We start from the raw sequence: 22,587 nt of genomic DNA, 5'->3' as shown, positions 1-22,587 counted from the left end.
CGGAACCCCATCCGGGATCCGCGGCCCTTCTGTTTGTCCATGAACGTGGACGACGACACGAAGGCGCCTCGGGACAAGAAAAGAACCCGGTACCAGCCGCCACCCCGGCCAACCGGCCGGAAACGACCAGACGAGGAAGACGAACCGTGCAACTCGAAGCGCACGTCCCGTCCGTACCGCCTTCCGACACGATCCCCAAGCCCGGCTCCACGGAGGACCCGACCTTGACTCCGCTCACCGCGCTCACCGCGCTCGACGACGCCATCGAGAACCTCGGCGTACCCGTCCCCTGCCGTTCGTACGACCCGGAGGTCTTCTTCGCCGAGTCGCCGGCGGACGTCGAGTACGCCAAGTCCCTCTGCCGCACCTGCCCGCTGATCGAGGCCTGCCTCGCCGGCGCCAAGGAGCGGCGTGAGCCCTGGGGCGTCTGGGGTGGCGAGCTGTTCGTCCAGGGAGTCGTCGTCGCCCGGAAGCGGCCGCGTGGTCGCCCGCGCAAGAACCCGGTCACGGCATGAACGCCCCGGGAACGATCGACCGCCCCCTCACGCACGACCCCCAGAAGCAGGCCCCGATGATGCCGTCCACCCACGAGCCCGCAGGCTCCGCGACCGAAGACTTCACCACCAGCGGTGCGAACGACTCGCGCCAGAACAGGACCCGAGAGATGCAACTCATCCCAGAAGCCATGGCCCGTGCGCATATGCACGAGCGACTGCGGGAGGCGCAGCGGGAGCGCCAGGCCATGGGCCTGGTGACCGCTCGCCGGATGCAGCGCCGGGCCGAGCGCGCCTCCCGGCGCGCCCGCCGCGCGCTCGCCATGGCGGTCATGCAGTGACCGATCCCACCTGAAGCGGTGCCCCCGGCCCCGGGGGCGAGCTCTCCCGCGGGGGCCGGTCCGTGCGAACGGACCGGCCCCCGCGGTGCGTTGCCGGGGGCGGGTCACCGGGCGCGGCGTTATCGTCGGCGGGTGACGAGTCAACCGGACGGCGACGGCAACGGCGACGCCGGCACCGCGGAGCCGGAGGCCCTGGTGTGCGCCCGCTGCGGCGCGCGCGCCGAGGGCCCGCGGCCGACCTGGACCCTCTCCGTGGAGAACGGCGTCCGCCGGCACTACTGCGAGACGTGCTCCCGGGACAATCTGCGCGCGATCGAGGGCCGTCTGGACGCGCAGTGGTGGTAGCGGCGACCGAGAGCGGCGCGTGTCATGCCCGGGCCGCCGGTTCCTCCGCCACCGGTTCCTCCGGGAGGAAGCCCGGCAGCCACTCCTCGAGTTCGTCCCGCAGCCGTACCGTCGCGCCCAGCTGGCACAGCACACCGATGGTGCTCAGGGTCACCCGGTGGATCAGCAGATACGCGGGGGGCAGGTTGAGCTGCTTGCCCAACTGGTAGGCGGGCGAGCGGATGTCGGCGATACGGGCCGCCTGGCTGCGCATCCAGCCGCGGGTGAAGGTGAACTCGTCGACCTGGGCCGGTTCGATGATCGGCAGCAGGTAGTCGAGGACCGCACCGGGGTCCAGCTCTACGGTCTCCTTGACGAAGCCCTCCGCGCACAGCATCTCGTAGACGGCCTCGGCCTCGCCGTCCAGGGTCATCCGCAGGGCCTCGCCGATGGGCGAGGGCAGTCCGCCCGGGAGCCGGTCGACCGTGCCGAAGTCCAGTACGCCGAGGCGCCAGTCGTCCTCGCCGGCCGGACCGCCGGGAAGCAGACGGAAGTTGCCGGGGTGCGGGTCGGCGTGCAGCAGACCGGTGCGGGCGGGCCCGGAGAACAGGAAACGGGCCAGGAGCTGGCCGGCCCGGTCGCGCTGGTGCTCGGTGCCGTCCGAGATGATCTCCGCGAGCGGTATGCCGTCCATCCATTCGGTGACCAGCACCTGCTCGCACTGGTGGACCACGTCCGGCACGACGACGTCGGGGTCGTCCGCGAACTCCTCGGCGTGAGACCGCTGGGCCTGGGCCTCCAGGCCGTAGTCCAGTTCCTCCGAGACGCGGTCCTTGAGCTCGGCGATCAGCGGTTTGACGTCCATGCCGGGGATCAGCGGGCCCAGCAGCCGGGCGAAGCGGCTCAGCTGGTTCAGGTCGGACAGCAGGGCCTCGCCGGCGCCGGGGTACTGCACCTTGACCGCCACCTCGCGGCCGTCGTGCCACACGCCCCGGTGCACCTGACCGATCGAGGCCGCCGCGGACGGCTTGTCCTCGAACTCCAGGAACAGCTCCTGCCAGTCTTCGCCGAGCCGCTCCCGGAGCACCGCGTGAACGGTACGGGTCGGCATGGGCGGTGCCGCCTCCTGCAACTTGGTCAGGGCCGCGCGGTACGGGCCGGCGACCTCCTCCGGCAGGGCGGACTCGAAGACCGACAGGGCCTGGCCGAACTTCATCGCGCCGCCCTTGAGCTCGCCGAGCACCTTGAAGAGCTGATCGGCGGTGCGCTGCTGCAGCTCACGGCCGACGATCTCCGCGGACTCGCCCACGATCCGCTTGCCGAGTCCCCAGGTGGCCCGTCCGGCGAAGCCGAGCGGGAGCGCGGCCAGCTTGGCGGTCCGGGTGACCGCCTTCCGGGGAAGATCAGACATGCGCCCTCCAAGTCCCTGCCGGCCGCTTCGCGTCCGTCATACGGCACGACTCCTCCGACGGTTCGTGCACGGCCATTGTCTCGTGCGACCGCCCGTCCTCGGAGGTGTGTTCTCCCTTACTGTTCTCCGCCGCTCCGCACGGGCACGCGGGGTGTGCCCGGACCGGCCGGGCCCGCCAGTGCAGACCGGGGACGGAGACCTCCCAGCGGGCGTCCGCGCTGGACGGTACCCCGCCGTCCAGGAAGGCGAGCGCGTGGGCGGCCGCCAGCGAGGCCACCGTCGTGGCGAGCGTCAGGTCACATGCTCCCACTCGGCGCTGCCGTCCGGAACGCCACTGGGCGACCAGTCGCGGCCAGGTCGGATCCCGGTCGGTGCGGTCCTCCTGAAGACAGCCCGCGCAGCCCGTCTCGCCGGGCAGGACGAGCGGACCGACCACACCGGTTCCCTCCACGACACCCGCGTAGAGGTGGGGAGTGCCCGAGGACAGCAGGGGCTCGGCGGCCGACGGGTCGGGCGCGTGCACGGCGACGTCGTCCCGTGGGGCGAGGACGACCAGGGAGAAGCCGGAGGAGTCCTCCTCGAGCCGTGACCGGGCGGTCCGGCGCGGCGGCCGGCCCGGTGCGGCCCGGCGCGCGACACGGCGGGCCGTCTCGTCCCTGCGGTCGCCGACGGCCTCGGCGGGCAGTCCGCCCGGCGCGACGTCCCACGGCTCGACCCGCCCGACGTCGCGCACGTCGACCTCCCCCACTCCGGCCCCCGACAGCAGCGCCGCCAGTACCGCGCCGACCCGGCCAGCACCCCTCACCTGCACCCGCGTGCTGCCGCGCGCCGCCAGCCGCCCGAGCGCGTCGCCCGGTCCCGAGGTGGTCAGGGTCAGCGAGGCCAGGTCCGGGCGCAGCCGGTCGAGGACCTCCCGTTTCCCGCGCAGGGCGTCGGCGTCCGGTCCGCCGCCCCGGGAGTCGTCCAGGAGCCCGGCCCGCGACAGCCGTCGCACGAGCCGGTCGACGTGACCGTCGGGCAGATCCATCCGCCGCGCCTCCTCACGCAGGAGCTCGAGGCCGCGGGTGCCGTCGAGCAGGTCGAGGAAGCTGCCGGTGGCCGTGTCCACCGGCCCCAGCGTCAAGGCGTGGGCCGGCGTCATCCCGAACTGCACGGTGCAAAGATCGCGCCACCCGCGCCTGAGCGCCGGCTTGATCATCGGATGCATGACAGGTCCCCCGTACGTCCTGGATCGTCCCCGTACTGCGGCCGAGACGACTCGCGGCTCGGTCGACGAGTGCCAGCATGCCCGCACGGGCCGATCGCCGCCGAGAGTTGTCCACAGGCGAGAAGATTCATCGTATAAATCCGGCGCACGGTGGGAGGATCATCGTCGAACCGTTCCGGAGCCGGGACTTCCCCGGGTGCAGCGGGTACCGTCGGGGCGTGCCCGCCGACCCACTGCACCGCGCCGGAATGTCACAGCGCAGCACGACGAGCCAGCCGACGAACGGCTCACGGGCGAGCGCGATCGAGGTCCGCAGGAGCGCCCGCCGCCGCAGAACGGTCTCCGCGTACCGCGAGGGCGATCGCACCGTCGTGCTCATCCCCGCCCGGATGTCCGAGGCGGAGGAGCAGCGCTGGGTGAGCGTCATGCTCGACAAGCTGGCCGCCCAGGAGAGCAGGCGGGCGCTCGGCGACACCGAGCTGGCCGAGCGCGCCCGGCGCCTGTCCGCCCAGTACTTCGACGGCCGGGCCCGCCCCGTATCGGTGCGCTGGGTGACCAACCAGAACACGCGCTGGGGCTCGTGCACCCCGGCCGAGGGCAGCATCCGCCTGTCGCACCGGTTGCAGGGCATGCCCGAGTACGTCGTCGACTACGTCCTGTGCCACGAACTGGCGCATCTGCTGGTGCCCGGGCACGGGCCCCGCTTCTGGCGACTGCTGGAGGCGTACCCGAAGACCGAGCGGGCCAGGGGCTACCTCGAAGGAGTGGCCGCGGCCGGTCGGCTGCCCCACGTGCCGACCGCCCGCGGCGAGTGAGCCCCGCCCGGGACGACCGCGCCGCAGGGCCGCGCGCGTTGTGTACCGGGTCTGTACCGACTGCCCGCACCGACTTCTTCCGGTGTCGGAGTTTGCCGTTAGCCTGGCGCGACGCACTCACATTCGGGATGGGGGACGGTCGTACGCATGGCCAGGGAATTCCAACGCGGCCACAAGGCCAGGATCAGTGACCTCACGGCGGGCACGGATCTGTACGTAGGCGTGCAGATCTCCGGGCCCGGGCTGACCTTCGACATCAGCTGCTTCGGTCTGGACGCCGACGAACGGCTCTCGGACGACCGGTACTTCATCTTCTACAACCAGCCGAAGTCCCCCGAGGAGTCCGTCCAGCTCCTGGGCGCGCAGGCGGGCGACACGGAGTCCTTCCGCGTGACGCTGGACCGGATCCCGCAGCAGATCAGGAAGCTGTCCTTCACGGCGACCCTCGACGGCGCCGGTCAGATGTCACAGATCGGTCCCGGATACATCCGCATCGTCGCGGGCGGCGAGGAGGTGGCCCGGTACCCCTTCAACGGCTCGGAGTTCTCCACCGAGCGGGCCGTGATGCTGGGCGACTTCTACTTCAAGGACGTGTGGCGGTTCGCCGCCGTCGGACAGGGCTTCGACGGCGGGCTCGACGCGCTGCTGAGGAACTTCGGCGGCGAGGTGGCCGAGGACGAGCCGGCCGCCCCGCAGCAGCCGCAGGCGGCCGCGCCCGGTTTCGCACCGCCCGCCCAGGCCGCCGCGCCGCCCGCGTTCGGGGTGCCCGCCGGCGGTCCCGCACCCGCCCCGGCCCCGGCCCCCGCGCCCGCCCCCACGCCGGCCGCTCCCGCCCCCCAGCCCGTCGCGCAGGGCTTCGCGCCCCCGCCGGGCGCCACCCCGCCGCCGGCCCCCGCGCCCCCGGCGCCGCCGGTGCACACCGCGCCGACCATCGTCGCGCCCATGCACACCCCGCCCGGCGGCTCCCCGGTGCCGCCCCCGGCCCCGGCCCCCGCGCCCTACGGCCAGCCGGGTCAGCAGCCGCCGTACGGGCCCGGTCCGGGGCAGACCGCCCCGCCGCCCCCGGGCTACGCCGCACAGCCGCAGGCGCCCCAGGCCCCCGCGCCCCCGCCCGGCTACGGTCAGCCGACACCCCCTCCGGGCTACGGTCAGCCGACGCCGCCCCCCGGGTACGGACAGCAGCAGCCGCCCGGACAGATGCCCGGCCAGCCGGCGCCGTACGGGGCACCCCAGGGCGCCCCCCAGGGAGCCGCCCCGCAGGGCCCGGGCGTGCTCGGAGCGCTCCAGCAGTTCAAGGAGACGCCCACCGGGCAGCGCTGGACGCAGCAGAACAAGAAGCTCGTCCGCGTCGACCTCGGCGTCGGCGAGCAGCCCGTCCTGGCCCGGCAGGGCAGCATGGTGCTCTACCAGGGCAAGGTCGACTTCAGCTACAAGGGCGCCGGCTTCACCGGTCGCATCGTGGGCAACGCCACCGGCCAGGAGATGCAGCTGATGCGCTGCACCGGCAAGGGCCAGGTGTTCTTCGCCGAGAACTCCACGATGCTGCACCCGATCGAGCTCCAGGGCGACGCCGTGTGCGTCTCCGCCGAGAACGTCCTCGCCTTCGACGAGAGCCTGCAGTACGAGGTCCGCCGCATCGAGGGACACGGCATCCCCGGCGGCGCGCTGTTCACGATGCAGTTCCAGGGGACCGGCACCGTCGTCGTGAAGACCCACGGCGTGCCCGTGGTGCTGCCGGTGACGCCCACCACGTTCGCCGACTGCAACGCCGTGGTCGCCTGGTCGGCCGCCTCCCAGGTGGTCGTCTCCAGCCAGGTGCGGATGCGCCGCAACTCCTATCCCGGCGACACGGGGGAGAGCGTCAACCTCCAGTTCCGGGGCGCGCCCGGCAACTTCATCGTCGTCCAGCCGTACGAGATCTAAGGGGAGCCCGTCATGAACCAGCCACTCGCGGGCTTCGCCCCCGCCCCCGTCACCGCCCGCATGGAGAACCACGGCAACCACATGCTGAAGGTCGCCATGCAGACCGGGAACGACCTCCTCGCGCGCGTGGGGTCCATGGTCGCCTACGAGGGGTTCGTCCAGTACGAGCCCAACCCGCCGGCCGTCCGCCAGATCGCCAAGGACTGGCTGACCGGCGAGGGCGCCCCCCTGATGAAGTGCTCCGGCGACGGCCTGCTCTACCTCGCCGACTACGGCGCCAACGTCGTCGTGATCAACCTCAACGGCGACGGCATCTCCGTCAACGCCACCAACCTGCTCGCCTTCGACGCGCACCTGACGTGGGGCGTGGAGCGGGTCAAGGGCCTGGCGAAGTTCGCCGGACAGGGCCTGTGGAACACCAGGATCTCCGGGCAGGGCTGGGTCGCGCTGACCTCCCGCGGCAAGCCGATCGTCGTCGACTGCGGCGGTGGCGACGACGAGACCTACGTCGACCCGGACGCCCTCGTCGCCTGGTCCCCGAACCTCAAGGTGAAGGGCAAGCGCAGCTTCCGGGCCCAGTCGCTGATCGGCCGCGGCAGCGGGGAGGCCTACCAGATGGCCTTCTCCGGCCAGGGCATCGTCGTCGTCCAGCCCAGTGAGGACAGCACCGACCGTCTCCGGGTCCGGGGCTGAGGGGGAGCAACCACACCATGCAGAGCCCGCTTTTCGCGTACAACGACCAGCAGACCCAGGAGCGCTGGAGCCTGCAGAACAAGCAGATGCTCCGCGTCGCCCTGGAGGGCCACGACGACATCCTGGCCCGCAAGGGCACCATGGTCGCCTACCAGGGCCTCGTCGAGTTCGACGCCGAGTTCCAGAGCAACGGCCAGTCACGCGAGCGTGCGCGGACCGGCGAGGGGCTCGACCTCATGCGCTGTCACGGACAGGGCACGGTCTACCTCGCCAACCTCGCCCAGCACATCCACGTCATGGAGGTGGACCAGGACGGGCTGACGGTCGACAGCAGCTACGTGCTGGCGATGGACTCCTCGCTGCACCACGAGGTCATCGCCGTCGACAGCCTGTACGGCATCTCCGGCTCCGGGAAGTACCAGCTCAACATCACCGGCCGCGGCAAGGTCGCCCTGATGACCTCGGGGATGCCCCTGCTGATGCAGGTGACGCCGGACAAGTACGTCAACTGCGACGCCGACGCGATCGTCGCCTGGTCCACCGCGCTGCGCGTGCAGATGCAGGCCCAGACGCACTCCTCCGGGGTGTGGCGCCGCCGCGGCAACACCGGTGAGGGCTGGGAGCTCAGCTTCATGGGCAGCGGCTTCGCGCTCGTCCAGCCCAGCGAGCTGCTGCCGCCGCAGAACGCCCAGATCGGTTCGGGCCTCGCCGCGCAGTACGGCATGGGACAGCAGGGCGCCCGCGGTCAGAACCAGGGCAACGTCTGGAACTGACCGGTCGGGGACCACAGGGGTGAGGGGCGACCGCCCGGCGGTCGCCCCTCACCCCTGTGGTCACACGCCCAGTCTCGTCCGGGTCGCTTCCGCCAAACGGGTGACCGACTCGTCGGCCACGTCCGCGACCTCGTCGTACGGGAACCAGCGCAGGTCGAGGGACTCGTCGCTGATCGCCTCGACCGCTCCGGCCGGAGCCAGCGCCGCGTACTGGACGTCCAGGTGCCAGGCGCAGGGGGTGTGATGACGGTCCAGACGCACGGGGCCGCCGGGCACCAGGGTCAGTCCCGGGATGCCCGACTCCTCGGTCGCCTCGCGCAGGGCCGCCGCCCGGAGGGAGACGTCACCCGGCTCGCAGTGCCCGCCCATCTGCAGCCACATCCGCAGCTTCCGGTGCAGCGTCAGGAGCACACGGCCCCGCTCGGGATCGATCACCAGGGCGCTCGCCGTGATGTGCCCGTCCGCGCAGGCCTTCCACATGCCGTCCGGATGGGCCGCGAGGTGGTCCAGGTACACCTGGCGCAGCTCGGGCTGGTCCTCGTACCCCTTGAGCACGAGGACCGCGTCGTCGTACAGGCTCACTCGGTGTCGTCACCCTTGTGCTCGTCGCTCCCGCCCTCGCCGTCGTCCCTCTTCCTGAGGTCGGGCTTGCCGGCCGCCTCGCCGAGCATCTTGTCCAGCTCGGAGAAGTCGATCTGCTCGCGGTGCACGAAACCGTCCGGGTCGTCCAGGTCGGTGGCCGTCGGCAGCATGTCCGGGTGGGCCCACAGGGCGTCCCGGCCGTCGACACCGCGCGCGTCGGTGAGCGAGGCCCACAGGCGCGAGGCGTCGCGCAGCCGGCGCGGGCGCAGCTCCAGGCCGATCAGCGTGGCGAACGTCTGTTCCGCCGGGCCGCCCGAGGCACGGCGGCGGCGCAGCGTCTCGCGCAGCGCGTCGGCCGACGACAGCCGGGGCTTCGCCGCCGCGTGCACCACCGCGTCCACCCAGCCCTCGACGAGCGCCAGCGCCGTCTCCAGGCGGGCCAGGGCGGCCTTCTGCTCCGGCGTGTCCTCCGGCTGGAACATGCCCTGCTGGAGGGCCTCCTGCAGCTGCTCGGGGTTCTGCGGGTCGAACTGGCCGACCACGTCCTCCAGCTTGGCCGTGTCGACCTTGATGCCGCGCGCGTAGCCGTCGACCGCGCCGAACAGGTGCGAGCGCAGCCACGGGACGTGCGCGAACAGGCGCTGGTGGGCGGCCTCGCGCAGGGCGAGGTACAGCCGCACCTCGTCCCGGGAGACGCCCAGGTCCTTGCCGAACGTCTCGATGTTCAGCGGGAGCAGCGCCGCCCGGCCGGCCGGCCCGAGGGGCAGGCCGATGTCGGACGAGCCGACGACCTCCCCGGCCAGCACGCCGACGGCCTGCCCGATCTGCGTGCCGAACATGGCGCCGCCCATGGAGCGCATCATGCCGATCAGCGGGCCGGCCATGGCCTGCATCTCCTCGGGCAGGACGTCGCCCATGGCGTTCCCGACGCGCTCGGCGACCGGGTCGACCAGCTCCTGCCAGGCCGGGAGGGTCGCCTCGACCCACTCCGCGCGGCTCCAGGCCACGGCGGAGTGCGCGCCCGACGGCAGGGAGGTGGCGTCGTCCAGCCACAGGTCGGCCAGGCGGACGGCGTCCTCGACGGCCTTGCGGTCGGCGGGGCCCACGCTCGCGTCCTTCGAGCCGCCCGCGGTGCCCTGCGCGACGGTCTGGCGTGCGATCTGCTTGGCCATGTCCCAGTTCACCGGGCCGCCCTCGTAGGAGAGCATCTGGCCGAGCTGCTGGAACGCGGCGCCCAGGTCGGTGGGGTTCAGGGACCCGAACATCGCGGCGAACGGATTGTCCGCGCCCGGGCCGCCAAAGCCTCCGGCTCCGGGCATGCCGAAACCGAACGGGTTGGCCGGGCCCTGACCACCGCCGCTCTGCGGGTCCTTCTTCTTGCCCTCGTCGCCGTCGTCCGGCTCCTCCGGCGGAAGGCCGAATCCGAATGGGGTGTCACTCACGGGATTCCTCGGCTGGTAGGGCCGCCGGTTCTTTCCGGCGGCACGGCTGCCCGACAACACCACCCAGCGTAGACACCTGAGACGGTTCGGGCCTCGGTGCTTCGCCGACCGAAGGCCTGCGGCAGGATGGATGCCACCTGGTACGTACGCGTCACTTGCGCCCGTACAGAAGACAACCGCTGGAGACGCCCGGTGAGTTCCCCAGATCCGCAGGTTCGCGCAGCGCGAAACAAGTCAAGCAGTCCCGCGGCGCGCGGGCCCGTCGTCGCGGTCACCGGTGCCGCGTCCGGCGTCGGTGCGCTGCTCACCGGGCGGCTCGCCGCCTCGGACGAGATCAAGCAGGTCGTCGCCATCGACGAGCGGCGCGGTGAGTGCGCCGAGGCCCAGTGGCACATCCTGGACGTACGGGATCCGGCGATCGCGGAGAAGCTGCGCGGGGCCGACGTGGTGGTGCACCTGGCGCTCGACCTCGACCTGGAGACCGACGCCGCCGCCCGTACGGCCTACAACGTACGCGGCACGCAGACCGTCCTGACGGCCGCCGCGGCCGCCGGGGTGCACCGGGTGGTGCTGTGCACCTCGACGATGGTCTACGGGGCGCTGCCCGACAACGAGCTGCCGCTGTCCGAGGACGCGGAGCTTCGGGCCACGGCGGAGGCCACGGGTGTCGGCGACCTCCTGGAGGTCGAGCGGCTCGCGCGCCGGGCGCCGCGGGCGCACCCCGGGCTCAACGTCACCGTCGTCCGCCCCGCGGTCCTGGTGGGAGGCACCGACACCGCGCTGACCAGGTACTTCGAGTCGCCTCGGCTGCTCGTGGTGGCCGGGTCGCGGCCCGCGTGGCAGTTCTGCCACGTCGACGACCTGTGCAGCGCCCTGGAGTACGCCGTGCTGGAGAAGGTCGACGGTGAGCTGGCCGTCGGCTGCGACGGGTGGCTGGAGCAGGAGGAGGTCGAGGAGCTTAGCGGGATCCGCCGGATGGAGCTGCCGTCGGCGGTGGCGCTGGGCGCCGCGGCCCGGCTGCACCGGATCGGGCTCACCCCGTCCCCGGCCGGGGACCTGGCGTACACGATGTACCCCTGGGTGGTGAGCGGGAGCCGGCTGCACGACGCCGGGTGGCGGCCCGCGTACACCAACGAGGAGGTGCTCGCGGAGCTGCTGGAGGAGGTCTCCGGCAGGCACACGGTCGCCGGGCGGCGGCTGGGGCGCAAGGACGCGACGGCGGCGGGCGCCGCGGGTGCGACGGTGGCCCTGCTGGGCGCGGCGGCGGTGGTGCGGCGGGCGCGGAAGGCCCGGCGGCGGATCTGACCGCCGGGGGCCGGGCCGCGTGGTCGTGTCTCCTGTAGGAGGCTCCGAACCGGCACGCGCGCGTACTGGGCGATGGCTCTGTTCCGCGTCGTCACCGCGGTGCGGCACGATGGGGGCATGGCATCCACGCACGATCACCCGGGTGAGCAGGCCGCACAGGACCCGATCAAGCTGATCGCGATCCGCGACACACCGCTGTCGGTGGACGAGATCCTCCGCGCGGTCGGGGACGACGCGGCCGGCGGGACGGCGCTGTTCGTGGGGACCGTGCGCAACCACGACGGGGGCGCCGACGTCGACGCGCTCGGCTATTCGTGCCACCCCAGCGCCGAGGACGAGATGCGGCGGATCGCCGAGAAGGTAGCCGCCGAGTACCCCGTACGGGCGCTCGCCGCCGTCCACCGCGTGGGGGACCTCCGGGTCGGCGACTTCGCCGTGGTCGTCGGCGTGTCGTGCCCGCACCGGGGCGAGGCCTTCGAGGCCTGCCGGAAGCTGATCGACGACCTCAAGCACGAGGTGCCCATCTGGAAGCACCAGAGCTTCTCGGACGGGACCGAGGAATGGGTCGGCGCGTAGCGCCGTCGTTGAGGGGTGGCGGTCGGGTGACGGGAGGGCGGGTCGGCGCGTAGCGCCGTCGTTGAGGGGTGGCGGTCGGGTGACGGGATTCCGGTTGCGTAACCGCACCCCTGGCGTGAGCGTTGTCACTGCGAATGGTTAATCTGCTGATCAGTCAGTTGCGGACGCTCATGGGGTTGGGAGGTCGGCATGGCGGCGCTTGCCTGGTTGCTGATTCCGCTTGTGGCCGCGATAGGTGCGGGACTGTGGGGAAGCTGGGCCAACCGGACCCGCAAGGTGCGGAGCGACGGACCCGAACTCATCGGTTACGCCCGCTTCCGCGAGGCCATGGAAAGGCCGCAGCCGAACCGCTGACGGCCGGAGAACAGCAGGTCACGGCATACGGCGTGCGCAGGGCCGCCCGTCCGGGCGGCCCTGACGGTGCGCTGACAGGCACGTCCCGTACTGTCGAGGCATGCCACGCCGCACCGCGACGATGCTCGCCTCCACCCTGATGCTGATCGCGCTCCTGTGCGCGGGAGTGTTCATCCCCGTGCCGTATGCGGAGATGTCCCCGGGGCCGACGGTGAACACGCTGGGTGAGCACGACGGCGAGCCGGTGCTGCAGATCTCCGGGCGCAAGACCTACCCGACGGACGGTCACCTCAACATGACCACGGTGCGGGTCACCAGCGCCGACTACCGGATGAACCTCGTCGAGGCCGTCTACGGATGGCTCGCGCACGACAACAAGGTCGTGCCGCACGAGACCCTCTACCCCGACGGCAAGACGGAGGAGGAGTCCACCCAGGAGAACGCCGAGGAGTTCAGCCAGTCCCAGGAGAGCGCCAAGGTCGCGGCCCTGAAGGAACTCGACGTCCCGGTGAAGTCCTGGGTGATCGTCTCGTCGGTCGTCAAGGACTCCCCGTCCGAGGGCAAGCTGCACGCGGGTGACGTGATCAAGGCCGTGGACGGCGAGACGGTGAAGGAGCCGGCCGACGTCGCCGAGCTGGTGACCGAGCACAAGCCGGGCGAGGACGTCGTCTTCACGATCGTGCCCGCCAAGGAGCAGGCCGCCGCCGAGAAGGAGAACCGGACGGCGACGAGGACCGAGAAGGTCACGATCACCACCACGACCTCCGACGACGGCGGTGAGGAGCGGGCCGTCGTCGGGATCTCCGCCGGGACCGACCACACCTTCCCGTTCACCATTGACATCAGGCTCGCCGACGTCGGCGGGCCGAGCGCGGGCCTGATGTTCGCGCTCGGCATCTACGACAAGCTCACCCCGGGCAGCCTGACCGGCGGCGCGTTCGTCGCCGGCACCGGCACGATCGACGACGACGGCAAGGTCGGGCCGATCGGCGGGATCGAGATGAAGACGGTCGGCGCGCGCGGCAAGGGCGCCCAGTACTTCCTCACGCCCGCCGACAACTGCGCGGCGGCCGCCAGGGACACCCCCGAGGGCCTCACCCTCGTGAAGGTGGACACCATCGACGACGCCCTGGGCGCCCTGGCGGACATCCGCTCCGGCGACACCGCCGACCTGCCGAGGTGCGCGGCGTCCTGACCGGCCCGGCGACCGGGACGGCTACTCCTCGAACGTCGCCGCCAGGGCCTCGGCCAGGCCCGGCACCAGTGAGGAACCGGTGAGGACCTCGGTGGGGGAGTCCTTCTCGCGCAGCCGGAGCGCCGACTCGCGGGCGCCGTCCCGCAGCACCGCGACCGTCATGCGGACCTCCTGGCGCTCCGGGTGGGCGGCCACCCACTTCGTCAGCGCGGCCTCGTCCAGGTCCTCCGGGACCTGGGCCTCCGCGGACGGCGGCAGCATCAGCCGCTCCACGGTCAGGGCGCAGCCGGTCACCGCGTCGGGCCAGGCGATGGTGCCCAGGAACTCGTCCAGCGGCTTGCCCGTTGGAATCTCGTCCTGCTCGATCGGGGTGAGAGCGGTCGTCTCCTGCTCGTCGCCCAGACCGAGCCGGTCCGCGAGAGAGGGCTGTTCGGCCCGCAGCCGGGCGGTGTCTACGAGGGCGAAGAGACGGGCGGGCTGGTCCCAGCCGAGGCCGGAGACGTACTCGTCGATCTCGAGCACGGCCCGGGTGAGCGGGCTCGCCGCCATGGGTGTGTTGGACATGGTCACAATCCTCTCTCGTTCCTGGCCGGAATCGGGAACCGAGTAAAGGGTGAGTAAGTTGCATAGGTGTGGGCCCGCGATCAGGGGGGCCGCACCCGGCCCCCGGAAAACGCGGGCCTGACGAATCGACAGCGAACTTCGAGGTGCCTACCTTGGCTTTCCAGATGCCGGACCGCGGCGGAGGCCCGACAGGGCCACGGATCAGAGTGGGCCGCCCGTCCCGGCGGGTCCGGACCCTGCTCATGACACTGGGCGTCCTGGCCGTCCTCGGCATGGTGTTCACCATGTTCGCGGGGTTCTGGACCGACTGGCTGTGGTACCGCTCGGTCAACTACTCGTCGGTGTTCACGACGACCCTGTGGACCAAGATCGGGCTCTTCTTCGTCTTCGGTCTGCTGATGGCCCTCGCGGTCGGTTTCAACATCTGGCTGGCACACCGGATGCGGCCGCCGCTGAGCGCCATGTCGATGGAGCAGCAGAACCTCGACCGGTACCGGATGGGCATCGCCCCGTACAAGAAGTGGCTGCTGCTCGGCATCACCGCGCTGGTGGGCCTGATCGCCGGCGCCTCGGCGTCGGGCCAGTGGCGGACCTGGCTGATGTGGGTCAACGGCGTGTCCTTCGGGGAGAAGGACCCGCAGTTCAAGCTCGACGTCTCCTTCTACGCCTTCGACCTGCCCTGGTACCGGTTCCTGCTGGGCTTCGGCTTCGCCGCCACGATCCTGGCGCTGATCGCCGCCGCGCTCACCCACTACCTGTACGGCGGGCTGCGCATCACCAGCCCGGGCGCGCGCGCCACGGCCGCGGCCACCGGGCACCTGTCGGTGATCCTCGGCGTCTTCGTCGCGCTGAAGGCGGTCGCGTACTGGCTCGACCGGTACGGGCTCGCGGTCAAGTCCAGCGACTTCAAGGCCACCGACAGCTGGACGGGCCTCAGGTACGTCGACGCCAACGCCTACCTCCCGGCCAAGACGATCCTCTTCTGCATCGCCGTGATCTGCGCGCTGCTGTTCTTCGCCACCCTGTGGCGGCGCACCTGGCAGCTGCCCGTGATCGGCTTCGGCCTGATGGTGCTGTCGGCGATCCTCATCGGCGGTCTGTACCCGGCGATCGTGCAGAAGTTCCAGGTCCAGCCGAACGAGCAGGCCAAGGAGGCGCCGTACGTCGAGAAGAACCTCAAGGCCACGCGTGAGGCCTACGGCATCGACGACTCGAAGGTCACCGACTACCCGGGCACCGGCCAGACCGAGGACAAGACCCAGCTGCGGGACGACGTCACCGACACGGCGAGCATCCGGATCATGGACCCGAACATCGTCTCGCCGACGTTCCAGCAGCTCCAGCAGATCAGGAACTACTACGCGTTCCCGACCAACCTGGACGTCGACCGGTACACCGAGGACGGCAAGGACCAGGACACCGTCATCGGTCTGCGCGAGCTGAACCTCGACGGCATCCCCAAGCGGAACTGGATCAACGACCACTTCCGCTACACCCACGGATACGGTGTCGTCGCCGCCGAGGGCACCAGCGCCGACTCCGGCGGCCGCCCGAAGTTCACCGAGTCCGACCTGCCGTCCAAGGGCGACCTCGGGACGTACGAGCAGCGCGTCTACTACGGCGAGCGGACGACCACGTACTCGATCGTCGGCGGTCCCCAGAAGGAGATCGACTACTCCGACGACAGCGGCGAGAAGACGTACAGCTACGAGGGCGACAGCGGGGTCAGCCTGGCCAACCCGGTCAACCGGGCCGCGTACGCGCTCGCGTTCAGCGAACCGCAGATCCTGTACTCCGGCGCGATCGGCGAGGGCTCGCGGATCCTGTACAACCGCACGCCCAAGGAGCGCGTCGAGGCGATCGCCCCGTGGCTGACCATCGACGGCGACGCCTACCCGGCGGTCGTGGACGGCCGGATCCAGTGGATCGTCGACGCCTACACGACCACCAACGGCTACCCGTACTCGTCGCGGACGACGCTCGGCGACACCACGGCCGACTCGCTGACCGCCACCAACGACCAGCGCGCGGTGGTGGCCCAGCAGAACCAGGTCAACTACATCCGCAACTCGGTGAAGGCGACCGTCGACGCGTACAGCGGTGAGGTCAAGCTCTACCAGTGGGACACCCAGGACCCCGTCCTCAAGACGTGGATGAAGGCCTTCCCGGACACGGTGGAGCCAAAGAGCGAGATCTCCGACTCCCTGATGGCGCACCTGCGCTACCCGCAGGACCTGTTCAAGGTGCAGCGCGAGCTGCTCACCCGCTACCACGTGAAGGACGCCACGACGTTCCTGAGCGGCAGCGAGGTGTGGCAGGTGCCGGACGACCCGACCAACAAGACGGGCGACGCGGTGCCGCCGTACTACCTGAGCATGAGGATGCCCGACCAGCAGGAACAGGTCTTCTCGCTCACCACGACGTTCACCCCGAACGGCCGTGACAACCTCAGCGCGTTCATGGCGGTCAACGCCGAGGCGGGAACCGAGGACTACGGCAAGATCAGAGTCCTCAAACTGCCGACGAGCACGACGGCCGCCGGCCCCAAGCAGATCCAGAGCCAGTTCAACTCCGAACAGGACATCGCCGAGTCCATCAGGCTGCTGAGAGGCGGCGACTCCGAGGTCGAGTACGGCAACCTGCTGGCCGTCCCCCTCGACGGAGGACTGCTGTACGTGGAGCCGGTCTACGTGCGCGGTGGCGGGCTGAAGTACCCGCTGCTGCGGAAGGTCCTGGTGACCTACGGGGGCCAGACCGCCTTCGAGGACACCCTCGAGCAGGCCCTCGACAAGGTCTTCGGAGCGGAGGGCTCGACCACCGAGCCGCCGTCGGGCGAGGACGAGGGAACCGGCGAGGACGAGGGCACGACGCCACCGCCGACGTCGGACAACCCCACGGTCCAGGAGGCGCTGAACGACGCCCAGGAGGCCTTCGAGGCCGGCCAGGAGGCCCTGAGGAAGAACGACTGGGAGGCCTACGGCCAGGCGCAGAAGGACCTGGAGGAGGCGTTGCGCAGGGCCGAGGAGGCCCAGGCGGCCGAAGGGGGCGGGGGCGGCGGTCCCGGTCCGGAGGCGAGCCCGAGCAGTTAGCGAGCAGGCCGGCCGAACGCTCCGTCCCGCGCCGTGCTACGGTTGCAGCACAACGGCGCGGGGTGGAGCAGCTCGGTAGCTCGCTGGGCTCATAACCCAGAGGTCGCAGGTTCAAATCCTGTCCCCGCTACTGAAGTCGTGCAGTCTGCGACGGCAAAGGCCCGGATTCCGCAAGGAGTCCGGGCCTTTGTGGTGTGCGAACGGATGTGCCCCGGGCGGGCGACGGCCGTGCCGCCGACGGGAGTTGGGGGATCTGTGTTTGACTTGTCTCTCTGTGGGCATGTCGACAAAACGCTGAAGTGACCTCACTGGCTGCGGTATACCAGGTGTACCCGGGTTGCAGGTGGTGCGACGATGGACGTTATGGGGGACAAGGCAACTCTGTACCAGACAGGGCGTTTTGTGCAGACCTCCTCTCGGGAGGAACCCCGCGACGAGACGGGGGACGTCGCCGACGAGGCGGTCGAGGAGCTGCGTCAGAGGCTTGCCGCCGAGGCCGGTGACGTCGAGGCGATGAGCGTCCTCGGCGCCATGCTGCTGCGCCGCGGTGATCTCGACGGAGCCGAACCCCACCTGCGTGCCGCCACCGCCGAGGGCGACCGTGCCGCCGCCAACAACCTGGGTGTCCTCCTGCACCAGCGGGGCTACGCCGACGAGGCCGCCGGATGGTGGCGGATCGCCGCCGTCGCCGGCTCCGCCGCCGCGGCGCACGCGCTCGGCCGCCACCACCGTGAGCGCGGTGACGAGCCCGCCGCCGAGTACTGGCTGCGCCAGTCCGCCGAGCAGGGCCACCCCCTCGGCGCGTACGCCCTCGCCGATCTGCTGGAACACCGCGGGGACGCGGCCGGCACCGAGCGCTGGATGCGGGCCGCCGCCGAGCGGGGGCACCGGGAGGCCGCGTACCGGCTGGCACGAGCCCTGGACCGCAAGGCCGCGCAGCAGACCGACGACGAGGGCGCCCCGCTGGTGGACGAGGCCGAGCAGTGGTACCGGCAGGCCGCCGCGCGCGGGCACCGCAGGGCCGCGCTGCACCTCGGGGCGATCCTGGAGAAGCGCGGCGAGCTCAAGGAGGCCGGCCGCTGGTACCTGACCTCCGCCAAGGACGGCGAGGCGCGGGCCGCCTGTGCGCTCGGCTTCCTGCTGCGTGACGCGGGAGACACCGAGAACGCCGCCGTGTGGTGGCTGCGGGCCGCGCAGGACGGGGACGGCAACGCCGCCAACGCGCTGGGCGCGCTGCACGCCGAGCGCGGCGAGACCCAGACCGCCGAGCGCTGGTACCGGGCGGCCATGGACGCCGGTGACGACAACGGCGCGTACAACCTCGGGCTCCTCTGCGCCGAGCAGGGCCGGAACCAGCAGGCCGAGCAGTGGTACCGCCGGGCCGCCTACGCCGGTCACCGCGAGGCGGCGAACGCGCTGGCGATCCTGCTGCTGAGGGCCGGGGACCGGGCGGGCGCGGAGCCGTGGTTCTCCAAGGCCGCGGAGGCGGGCAGCGTGGACGCCGCCTTCAACCTCGGCATCCTGCACGCCGGCCGGGGCGAGGAGCAGGCCGCGCTGCGCTGGTACGAGCGGGCGGCGTCCGCCGGGCACACCGATGCGGCGCTCCAGGTCGGCATGGCGCGCCTGCGGGACGGCGACGAGGGCGAGGCGGAGCGGTTCCTGCGGTGCGCGGCGGGCGGCGGCAGCGCGGAGGCCGCGTACCGCCTGGCGACGGTGCTGGACGCCCGTCGGCCGCCCGAACCCGCGCACGAGCTGGGGGAGCCGGTGAACCGGCGCAGCGAGTGCGAGGAGTGGTACGAGCGCGCGGCCTCCCAGGGGCACCGCCGGGCGCAGGTGCGCGTCGGCATGCTCGCCGCGGCCCGCGGTGACGTGGTCGAGGCGGCGCGCTGGTACCGGGAGGCGGCCGAGGCCGGCTCCCGCAACGGCGCCTTCAACCTGGGCCTGCTGCTGGCCCGGGAGGGCAGCGAGCCGGAGGCGGCCGTCTGGTGGACCCGCGCGGCCGACGCCGGACACGGCCGGGCCGCCCTGCGCCTCGCGCTGGTCTACGCGCGACGAGGTGAGCTCGCCGAGGGCCAGCGCTGGGCCGACCGGGCGGCGGCCCTGGGCCCCGAGGCGGTCACGGAGCGCGCCACACGCCTCCGTGACGCCCTGCGCCAGGAACTGTCGGCCTGACCGTGAGACCGCCCGCTCGGCGAGCGACGGCACGATCCGGCGCGGGTCCCGCCGTGTGCCCGAGCGGCTTCGGCCCCGTGCGGCCGGGACGTCCCGGCGGCTTCGGCCCCGTGCGGCCGGTGCTGCCCGTGGACGGCCCCAGGCCGTGCGGCCCGAGTTGCCGCGAGCCGCTCGGGAGGGTCAGGACCCTGCTGCTGCCAAGGCTTCCCCGCACTCCCTGTGCTCCGGGTACTCCCTGTGCTCCGGACGGCTCGGGACTCATGCGGCCGAGGCGGTTCCGGGGCCGTGCTGCCGCTCCGGCGGCTTCCGGGCCGTGCGGCCCGAGCCGCCTGGCCCGGCCCCGCGGCCCCGGCGGTGGTGTCGTGCGGAAAGCGATTTGCCTCTGGCTGCTTCCTTGACGTAACGTTGCATTCATCGACGCGGGGTGGAGCAGCTCGGTAGCTCGCTGGGCTCATAACCCAGAGGTCGCAGGTTCAAATCCTGTCCCCGCTACTGAAGGCCGAGGGCCGGAATCCAGAAGGGTTCCGGCCCTCGGTGCGTCGTACCGCTGGCCGTGTCGAGACGTCGACCGGTACGACGAAGAGCCCCGTCACCCATCGGTGCCGGGGCTTTCCGCTCGCGCGTGTGGGGCGCCTACGCCGCCGCGCAGTTCGGGCAGACGCCGCGGTACGTCACTTCCACGTCGGAGACCGTGAAGCCGAAGCGCTCCGTGTCGGGGAGGTCGGCCAGCGGGTTGCCGGTGGGGTGGACGTCGCGGATCGCGCCGCACTGCGCGCAGACCAGGTGGTGGTGCGGACGGTGGGCGTTGGGGTCGTAGCGCTTGGCCCGCTTGTCCGTGGCGACCTCCAGCACCTCGCCGAGCGAGACCAGCTCGCCCAGGGTGTTGTAGACGGTCGCCCGGGAGATCTCGGGCAGCTTGGCGACAGCCCTGGCGTGCACCTCGTCGGCCGTCAGGTGGACGTGTTCGCCGTCGAGGACCTCGGCCACGACACGGCGTTGTGCGGTCATCCGCCATCCACGTCCGCGGAGCCGTTCCAGAAGGTCACTCATAGGCACCAGCCTAGCAGCAGGGGGACCAGGTCCCGAATGGGTGTGACTTTGGAGCCTCACTTGACTTAGACATTGTCCATTGTAGGATCGAGCTCGGCTTTAGCCAAGGGACAGGTTGGTCCAGTAATGACGCAGGAGGCGCACGTGACGCAGGGACCGCTTACTACGGAGGCCGGTGCTCCGGTAGCCGACAACCAGAACAGCGAGACCGCGGGCGTCGGTGGCCCGGTGCTCGTCCAGGACCAGCTCCTCCTGGAGAAGCTGGCCCACTTCAACCGCGAGCGCATCCCGGAGCGTGTCGTGCACGCCCGTGGTGCCGGTGCCTACGGCACCTTCAAGGTCACCGCCGATGTCACGAAGTACACCAGGGCCAAGTTCCTCTCCGAGGTCGGCAAGGAGACCGAGGTCTTCCTGCGCTTCTCGACGGTGGCGGGCAACCTGGGCGCCGCGGACGCCGTGCGCGACCCGCGCGGTTTCGCGGTGAAGTTCTACACCGAGGAGGGCAACTACGACCTCGTCGGCAACAACACCCCGGTGTTCTTCATCCGGGACGCCATCAAGTTCCCCGACTTCATCCACACCCAGAAGCGCGACCCGTACACCGGTTCGCAGGAGGCGGACAACGTCTTCGACTTCTGGGGCCTGTCGCCCGAGTCGACGCACCAGGTGACCTGGCTGTTCGGTGACCGCGGCATCCCGGCGTCCTACCGCCACATGGACGGCTTCGGTTCGCACACCTACCAGTGGAACAACGAGGCCGGCGAGGTCTTCTGGGTCAAGTACCACTTCAAGACCGACCAGGGCATCAAGAACCTGACCGCCGAGGAGGCCGAGATCCTCGCGGGCAAGGACCCCGACTCGCACCAGCGCGACCTGCGCGAGGCCATCGAGCGCGGCGAGTTCCCGTCCTGGACCGTCTACGTCCAGGTGATGCCGGCGGCCGAGGCGGCGACCTACCGCTTCAACCCGTTCGACCTGACCAAGGTCTGGCCGCACGCGGACTACCCGCTGATCGAGTTCGGCAAGCTGGAGCTCAACCGCAACCCGGAGAACATCTTCGCCGAGGTCGAGCAGTCCATCTTCAGCCCCGCCCACTTCGTGCCGGGCATCGGTCCGTCCCCGGACAAGATGCTCCAGGGCCGCCTCTTCGCGTACGGCGACGCCCACCGCTACCGCGTCGGCATCAACGCCGACCACCTGCCGGTGAACCGGCCGCACGCCACCGAGGCGCGCACCAACTCCCGTGACGGCTACCTCTACGACGGCCGCCACAAGGGCGCGAAGAACTACGAGCCGAACAGCTTCGGCGGCCCGTTCCAGACGGGCCGTCCGTTGTGGCAGCCCATCTCGGTGACCGGTGTCACCGGTGAGACGGTCACGCCCGTCCACGCCGAGGACAACGACTTCGTGCAGGCGGGCAACCTGTACCGACTGATGACGGAGGAGGAGAAGGAGCGCCTGGTCAAGAACCTGGCGAACGCCATCTCCGGGGTCACGCGCGACGACATCGCCGAGCGCGCGATCAACAACTTCCGTCAGGCGGACGAGGACTTCGGCAAGCGGCTGGAGGCCGCGGTCCAGGCCCTGCGCGGCTGATACCAGCGCTGGACCGCTTGTCGAAACACGGGCCGGACTCCCCAGGGGGTCCGGCCCGTTCCGCGTGCTCCCGCGGCGGCGGTCCCGGGGTGCCTATGCCAGCACCTGCGCCGGCACGTGCCGGTCCGGCTGCCGCCGCGGCGCCCAGCAGCGGATGACGTCGCGGACCGAGACGATGCCGGCGGGTCCGCCGTGCTCCAGGACGATCAGATGACGGAAACCGCCGTGGGCCATGGCCACGGCGGCCTCCTCCAGGGTCCAGGACGGGGCGGCGAAGACGACGTCGGTGGTGGTGTGGGCGTGGGCGCGCTCGGTGTCCGGGTCCTGCCCGAGGCCCACGGAGTTGAGGACGTCCCGCTCGGTGAGGATGCCGATGCCGGTGCCGTCGGGGTCGAGGACCACGGCCGCACCCACGCGGCGGGCGGACATCAGGGCGGCGGCCTGGCGGAGGGTGTGGGCGGGACCGATGGTGAGGACCACGGTGCTCATGGCGTCACGGACGAGCATGGATGGAGCCACCTCCTTCCGGAAACCGGGCTCTCGCGGGCACGGCGTTTACGGACGCGGTGCCCGCTAGTTCACGGTTTCACAAGTTCACAAGTGGGGGGACTCTCAGGGTGGCAGGCGAAGCGGGGGCCAACAAGGGGGCGCGCGCGGCAGGCCGGGGCGCGCACGTGGACC

The 22,587-nt window shown here is 71.5% G+C and carries 21 protein-coding genes and 2 tRNA genes; 16 read left to right on the top strand and 7 right to left on the bottom strand.

Features of this window, described 5'->3' with window-relative positions; all coding sequences use genetic code 11:
* Positions 1–146: 146 nt before the first annotated feature.
* The 3 genes from FHS37_RS05530 to FHS37_RS05520 all read left to right on the top strand — a co-directional run bounded on the left by FHS37_RS05530 (position 147) and on the right by FHS37_RS05520 (position 1,180).
* Positions 147–515: a WhiB family transcriptional regulator gene (locus tag FHS37_RS05530; protein ID WP_073932361.1), complete on the top strand. Its 369-nt coding sequence runs from the start codon at positions 147–149 to the stop codon at positions 513–515.
* Positions 512–835, top strand: a complete 324-nt coding sequence (locus tag FHS37_RS05525) for a putative WhiB-interacting protein (protein WP_184817904.1) — start codon at positions 512–514, stop codon at positions 833–835. The genes FHS37_RS05530 and FHS37_RS05525 overlap by 4 nt, the downstream gene beginning before the upstream one ends.
* Before the next feature lie 132 nt (positions 836–967).
* Positions 968–1,180 (top strand): hypothetical protein, encoded by a 213-nt coding sequence (locus FHS37_RS05520; RefSeq protein WP_184817903.1) that lies wholly within the window; start codon positions 968–970, stop codon positions 1,178–1,180.
* A 22-nt stretch (positions 1,181–1,202) separates the two neighbouring features.
* Here the strand turns inward: FHS37_RS05520 and FHS37_RS05515 are convergent, their stop codons facing one another.
* Positions 1,203–2,570 carry an ABC1 kinase family protein gene (locus FHS37_RS05515; protein WP_184817902.1) on the bottom strand — a complete coding sequence of 456 codons (1,368 nt, stop codon included), beginning with the start codon at positions 2,568–2,570 and terminating at the stop codon, positions 1,203–1,205.
* Complete coding sequence (locus FHS37_RS05510; RefSeq protein WP_184817901.1) at positions 2,563–3,777, bottom strand: TOMM precursor leader peptide-binding protein; 1,215 nt, start codon at positions 3,775–3,777, stop codon at positions 2,563–2,565. Before FHS37_RS05510 ends, FHS37_RS05515 begins: the two co-directional genes overlap by 8 nt.
* Before the next feature lie 218 nt (positions 3,778–3,995).
* On the opposite strand from FHS37_RS05510, the gene FHS37_RS05505 reads away from it, so the two are divergent.
* The 4 genes from FHS37_RS05505 to FHS37_RS05490 all read left to right on the top strand — a co-directional run bounded on the left by FHS37_RS05505 (position 3,996) and on the right by FHS37_RS05490 (position 7,981).
* Complete coding sequence (locus tag FHS37_RS05505; RefSeq protein ID WP_184817900.1) at positions 3,996–4,592, top strand: M48 metallopeptidase family protein; 597 nt, start codon at positions 3,996–3,998, stop codon at positions 4,590–4,592.
* Positions 4,593–4,739: 147 nt separating this feature from the next.
* Positions 4,740–6,515: a TerD family protein gene (locus FHS37_RS05500; RefSeq protein ID WP_184817899.1), complete on the top strand. Its 1,776-nt coding sequence runs from the start codon at positions 4,740–4,742 to the stop codon at positions 6,513–6,515.
* Between the two features lie 12 nt (positions 6,516–6,527).
* Positions 6,528–7,208, top strand: a complete 681-nt coding sequence (locus FHS37_RS05495) for an AIM24 family protein (protein ID WP_184817898.1) — start codon at positions 6,528–6,530, stop codon at positions 7,206–7,208.
* A gap of 17 nt (positions 7,209–7,225) precedes the next feature.
* Positions 7,226–7,981 carry an AIM24 family protein gene (locus FHS37_RS05490; RefSeq protein WP_184817897.1) on the top strand — a complete coding sequence of 252 codons (756 nt, stop codon included), beginning with the start codon at positions 7,226–7,228 and terminating at the stop codon, positions 7,979–7,981.
* A gap of 60 nt (positions 7,982–8,041) precedes the next feature.
* Here FHS37_RS05490 and FHS37_RS05485 read toward each other — a convergent pair whose 3' ends face one another.
* Positions 8,042–8,563, bottom strand: coding sequence for an NUDIX hydrolase (locus FHS37_RS05485; RefSeq protein ID WP_184817896.1), 522 nt, complete (start codon positions 8,561–8,563; stop codon positions 8,042–8,044).
* A complete protein-coding gene (locus FHS37_RS05480) occupies positions 8,560–10,005 on the bottom strand; it encodes a zinc-dependent metalloprotease (protein ID WP_184817895.1) in 1,446 nt (481 codons plus the stop codon). The genes FHS37_RS05485 and FHS37_RS05480 overlap by 4 nt, the downstream gene beginning before the upstream one ends.
* Before the next feature lie 192 nt (positions 10,006–10,197).
* On the opposite strand from FHS37_RS05480, the gene FHS37_RS05475 reads away from it, so the two are divergent.
* The 4 genes from FHS37_RS05475 (at position 10,198) to FHS37_RS05460 (ending at position 13,435) form a co-directional block, all read left to right on the top strand.
* Complete coding sequence (locus FHS37_RS05475) at positions 10,198–11,310, top strand: SDR family oxidoreductase (protein WP_184817894.1); 1,113 nt, start codon at positions 10,198–10,200, stop codon at positions 11,308–11,310.
* A gap of 117 nt (positions 11,311–11,427) precedes the next feature.
* The gene (locus FHS37_RS05470) at positions 11,428–11,886 is read left to right on the top strand and encodes a molybdenum cofactor biosynthesis protein MoaE (protein ID WP_184817893.1); all 459 of its coding nucleotides are present in this window, start codon (positions 11,428–11,430) and stop codon (positions 11,884–11,886) included.
* A gap of 189 nt (positions 11,887–12,075) precedes the next feature.
* Positions 12,076–12,240: a hypothetical protein gene (locus FHS37_RS05465; RefSeq protein WP_184817892.1), complete on the top strand. Its 165-nt coding sequence runs from the start codon at positions 12,076–12,078 to the stop codon at positions 12,238–12,240.
* 100 nt (positions 12,241–12,340) lie between these two features.
* On the top strand, positions 12,341–13,435 hold the full coding sequence (locus FHS37_RS05460) for a YlbL family protein (protein WP_184817891.1): 1,095 nt from the start codon (positions 12,341–12,343) through the stop codon (positions 13,433–13,435).
* A gap of 21 nt (positions 13,436–13,456) precedes the next feature.
* Here the strand turns inward: FHS37_RS05460 and FHS37_RS05455 are convergent, their stop codons facing one another.
* Positions 13,457–13,999: a PPA1309 family protein gene (locus tag FHS37_RS05455; RefSeq protein ID WP_245005411.1), complete on the bottom strand. Its 543-nt coding sequence runs from the start codon at positions 13,997–13,999 to the stop codon at positions 13,457–13,459.
* 164 nt (positions 14,000–14,163) lie between these two features.
* On the opposite strand from FHS37_RS05455, the gene FHS37_RS05450 reads away from it, so the two are divergent.
* The 4 genes from FHS37_RS05450 (at position 14,164) to FHS37_RS05435 (ending at position 19,752) form a co-directional block, all read left to right on the top strand.
* Positions 14,164–17,088: a UPF0182 family membrane protein gene (locus FHS37_RS05450; protein WP_221499455.1), complete on the top strand. Its 2,925-nt coding sequence runs from the start codon at positions 14,164–14,166 to the stop codon at positions 17,086–17,088.
* A 56-nt stretch (positions 17,089–17,144) separates the two neighbouring features.
* Positions 17,145–17,218, top strand: a tRNA-Met gene (locus FHS37_RS05445).
* Between the two features lie 224 nt (positions 17,219–17,442).
* Positions 17,443–19,260 (top strand): tetratricopeptide repeat protein, encoded by a 1,818-nt coding sequence (locus tag FHS37_RS05440; RefSeq protein ID WP_184817889.1) that lies wholly within the window; start codon positions 17,443–17,445, stop codon positions 19,258–19,260.
* A gap of 418 nt (positions 19,261–19,678) precedes the next feature.
* Positions 19,679–19,752: transfer RNA gene (locus FHS37_RS05435), tRNA-Met, on the top strand.
* Positions 19,753–19,893: 141 nt separating this feature from the next.
* On the opposite strand, the gene FHS37_RS05430 is transcribed toward FHS37_RS05435, so the two are convergent.
* Positions 19,894–20,310, bottom strand: a complete 417-nt coding sequence (locus FHS37_RS05430) for a Fur family transcriptional regulator (RefSeq protein WP_004983642.1) — start codon at positions 20,308–20,310, stop codon at positions 19,894–19,896.
* 144 nt (positions 20,311–20,454) lie between these two features.
* On the opposite strand from FHS37_RS05430, the gene FHS37_RS05425 reads away from it, so the two are divergent.
* Positions 20,455–21,906, top strand: coding sequence for a catalase (locus tag FHS37_RS05425; RefSeq protein ID WP_229889957.1), 1,452 nt, complete (start codon positions 20,455–20,457; stop codon positions 21,904–21,906).
* A gap of 93 nt (positions 21,907–21,999) precedes the next feature.
* Here the strand turns inward: FHS37_RS05425 and FHS37_RS05420 are convergent, their stop codons facing one another.
* Positions 22,000–22,413, bottom strand: a complete 414-nt coding sequence (locus tag FHS37_RS05420; RefSeq protein ID WP_184817887.1) for a CBS domain-containing protein — start codon at positions 22,411–22,413, stop codon at positions 22,000–22,002.
* Positions 22,414–22,587 lie beyond the last annotated feature (174 nt).

Origin of the sequence: Streptomyces griseomycini (assembly GCF_014203535.1) — a bacterium.
Lineage (GTDB): Bacteria > Actinomycetota > Actinomycetes > Streptomycetales > Streptomycetaceae > Streptomyces > Streptomyces griseomycini.
This window is presented reverse-complemented; position numbering and strand designations above follow the sequence as displayed.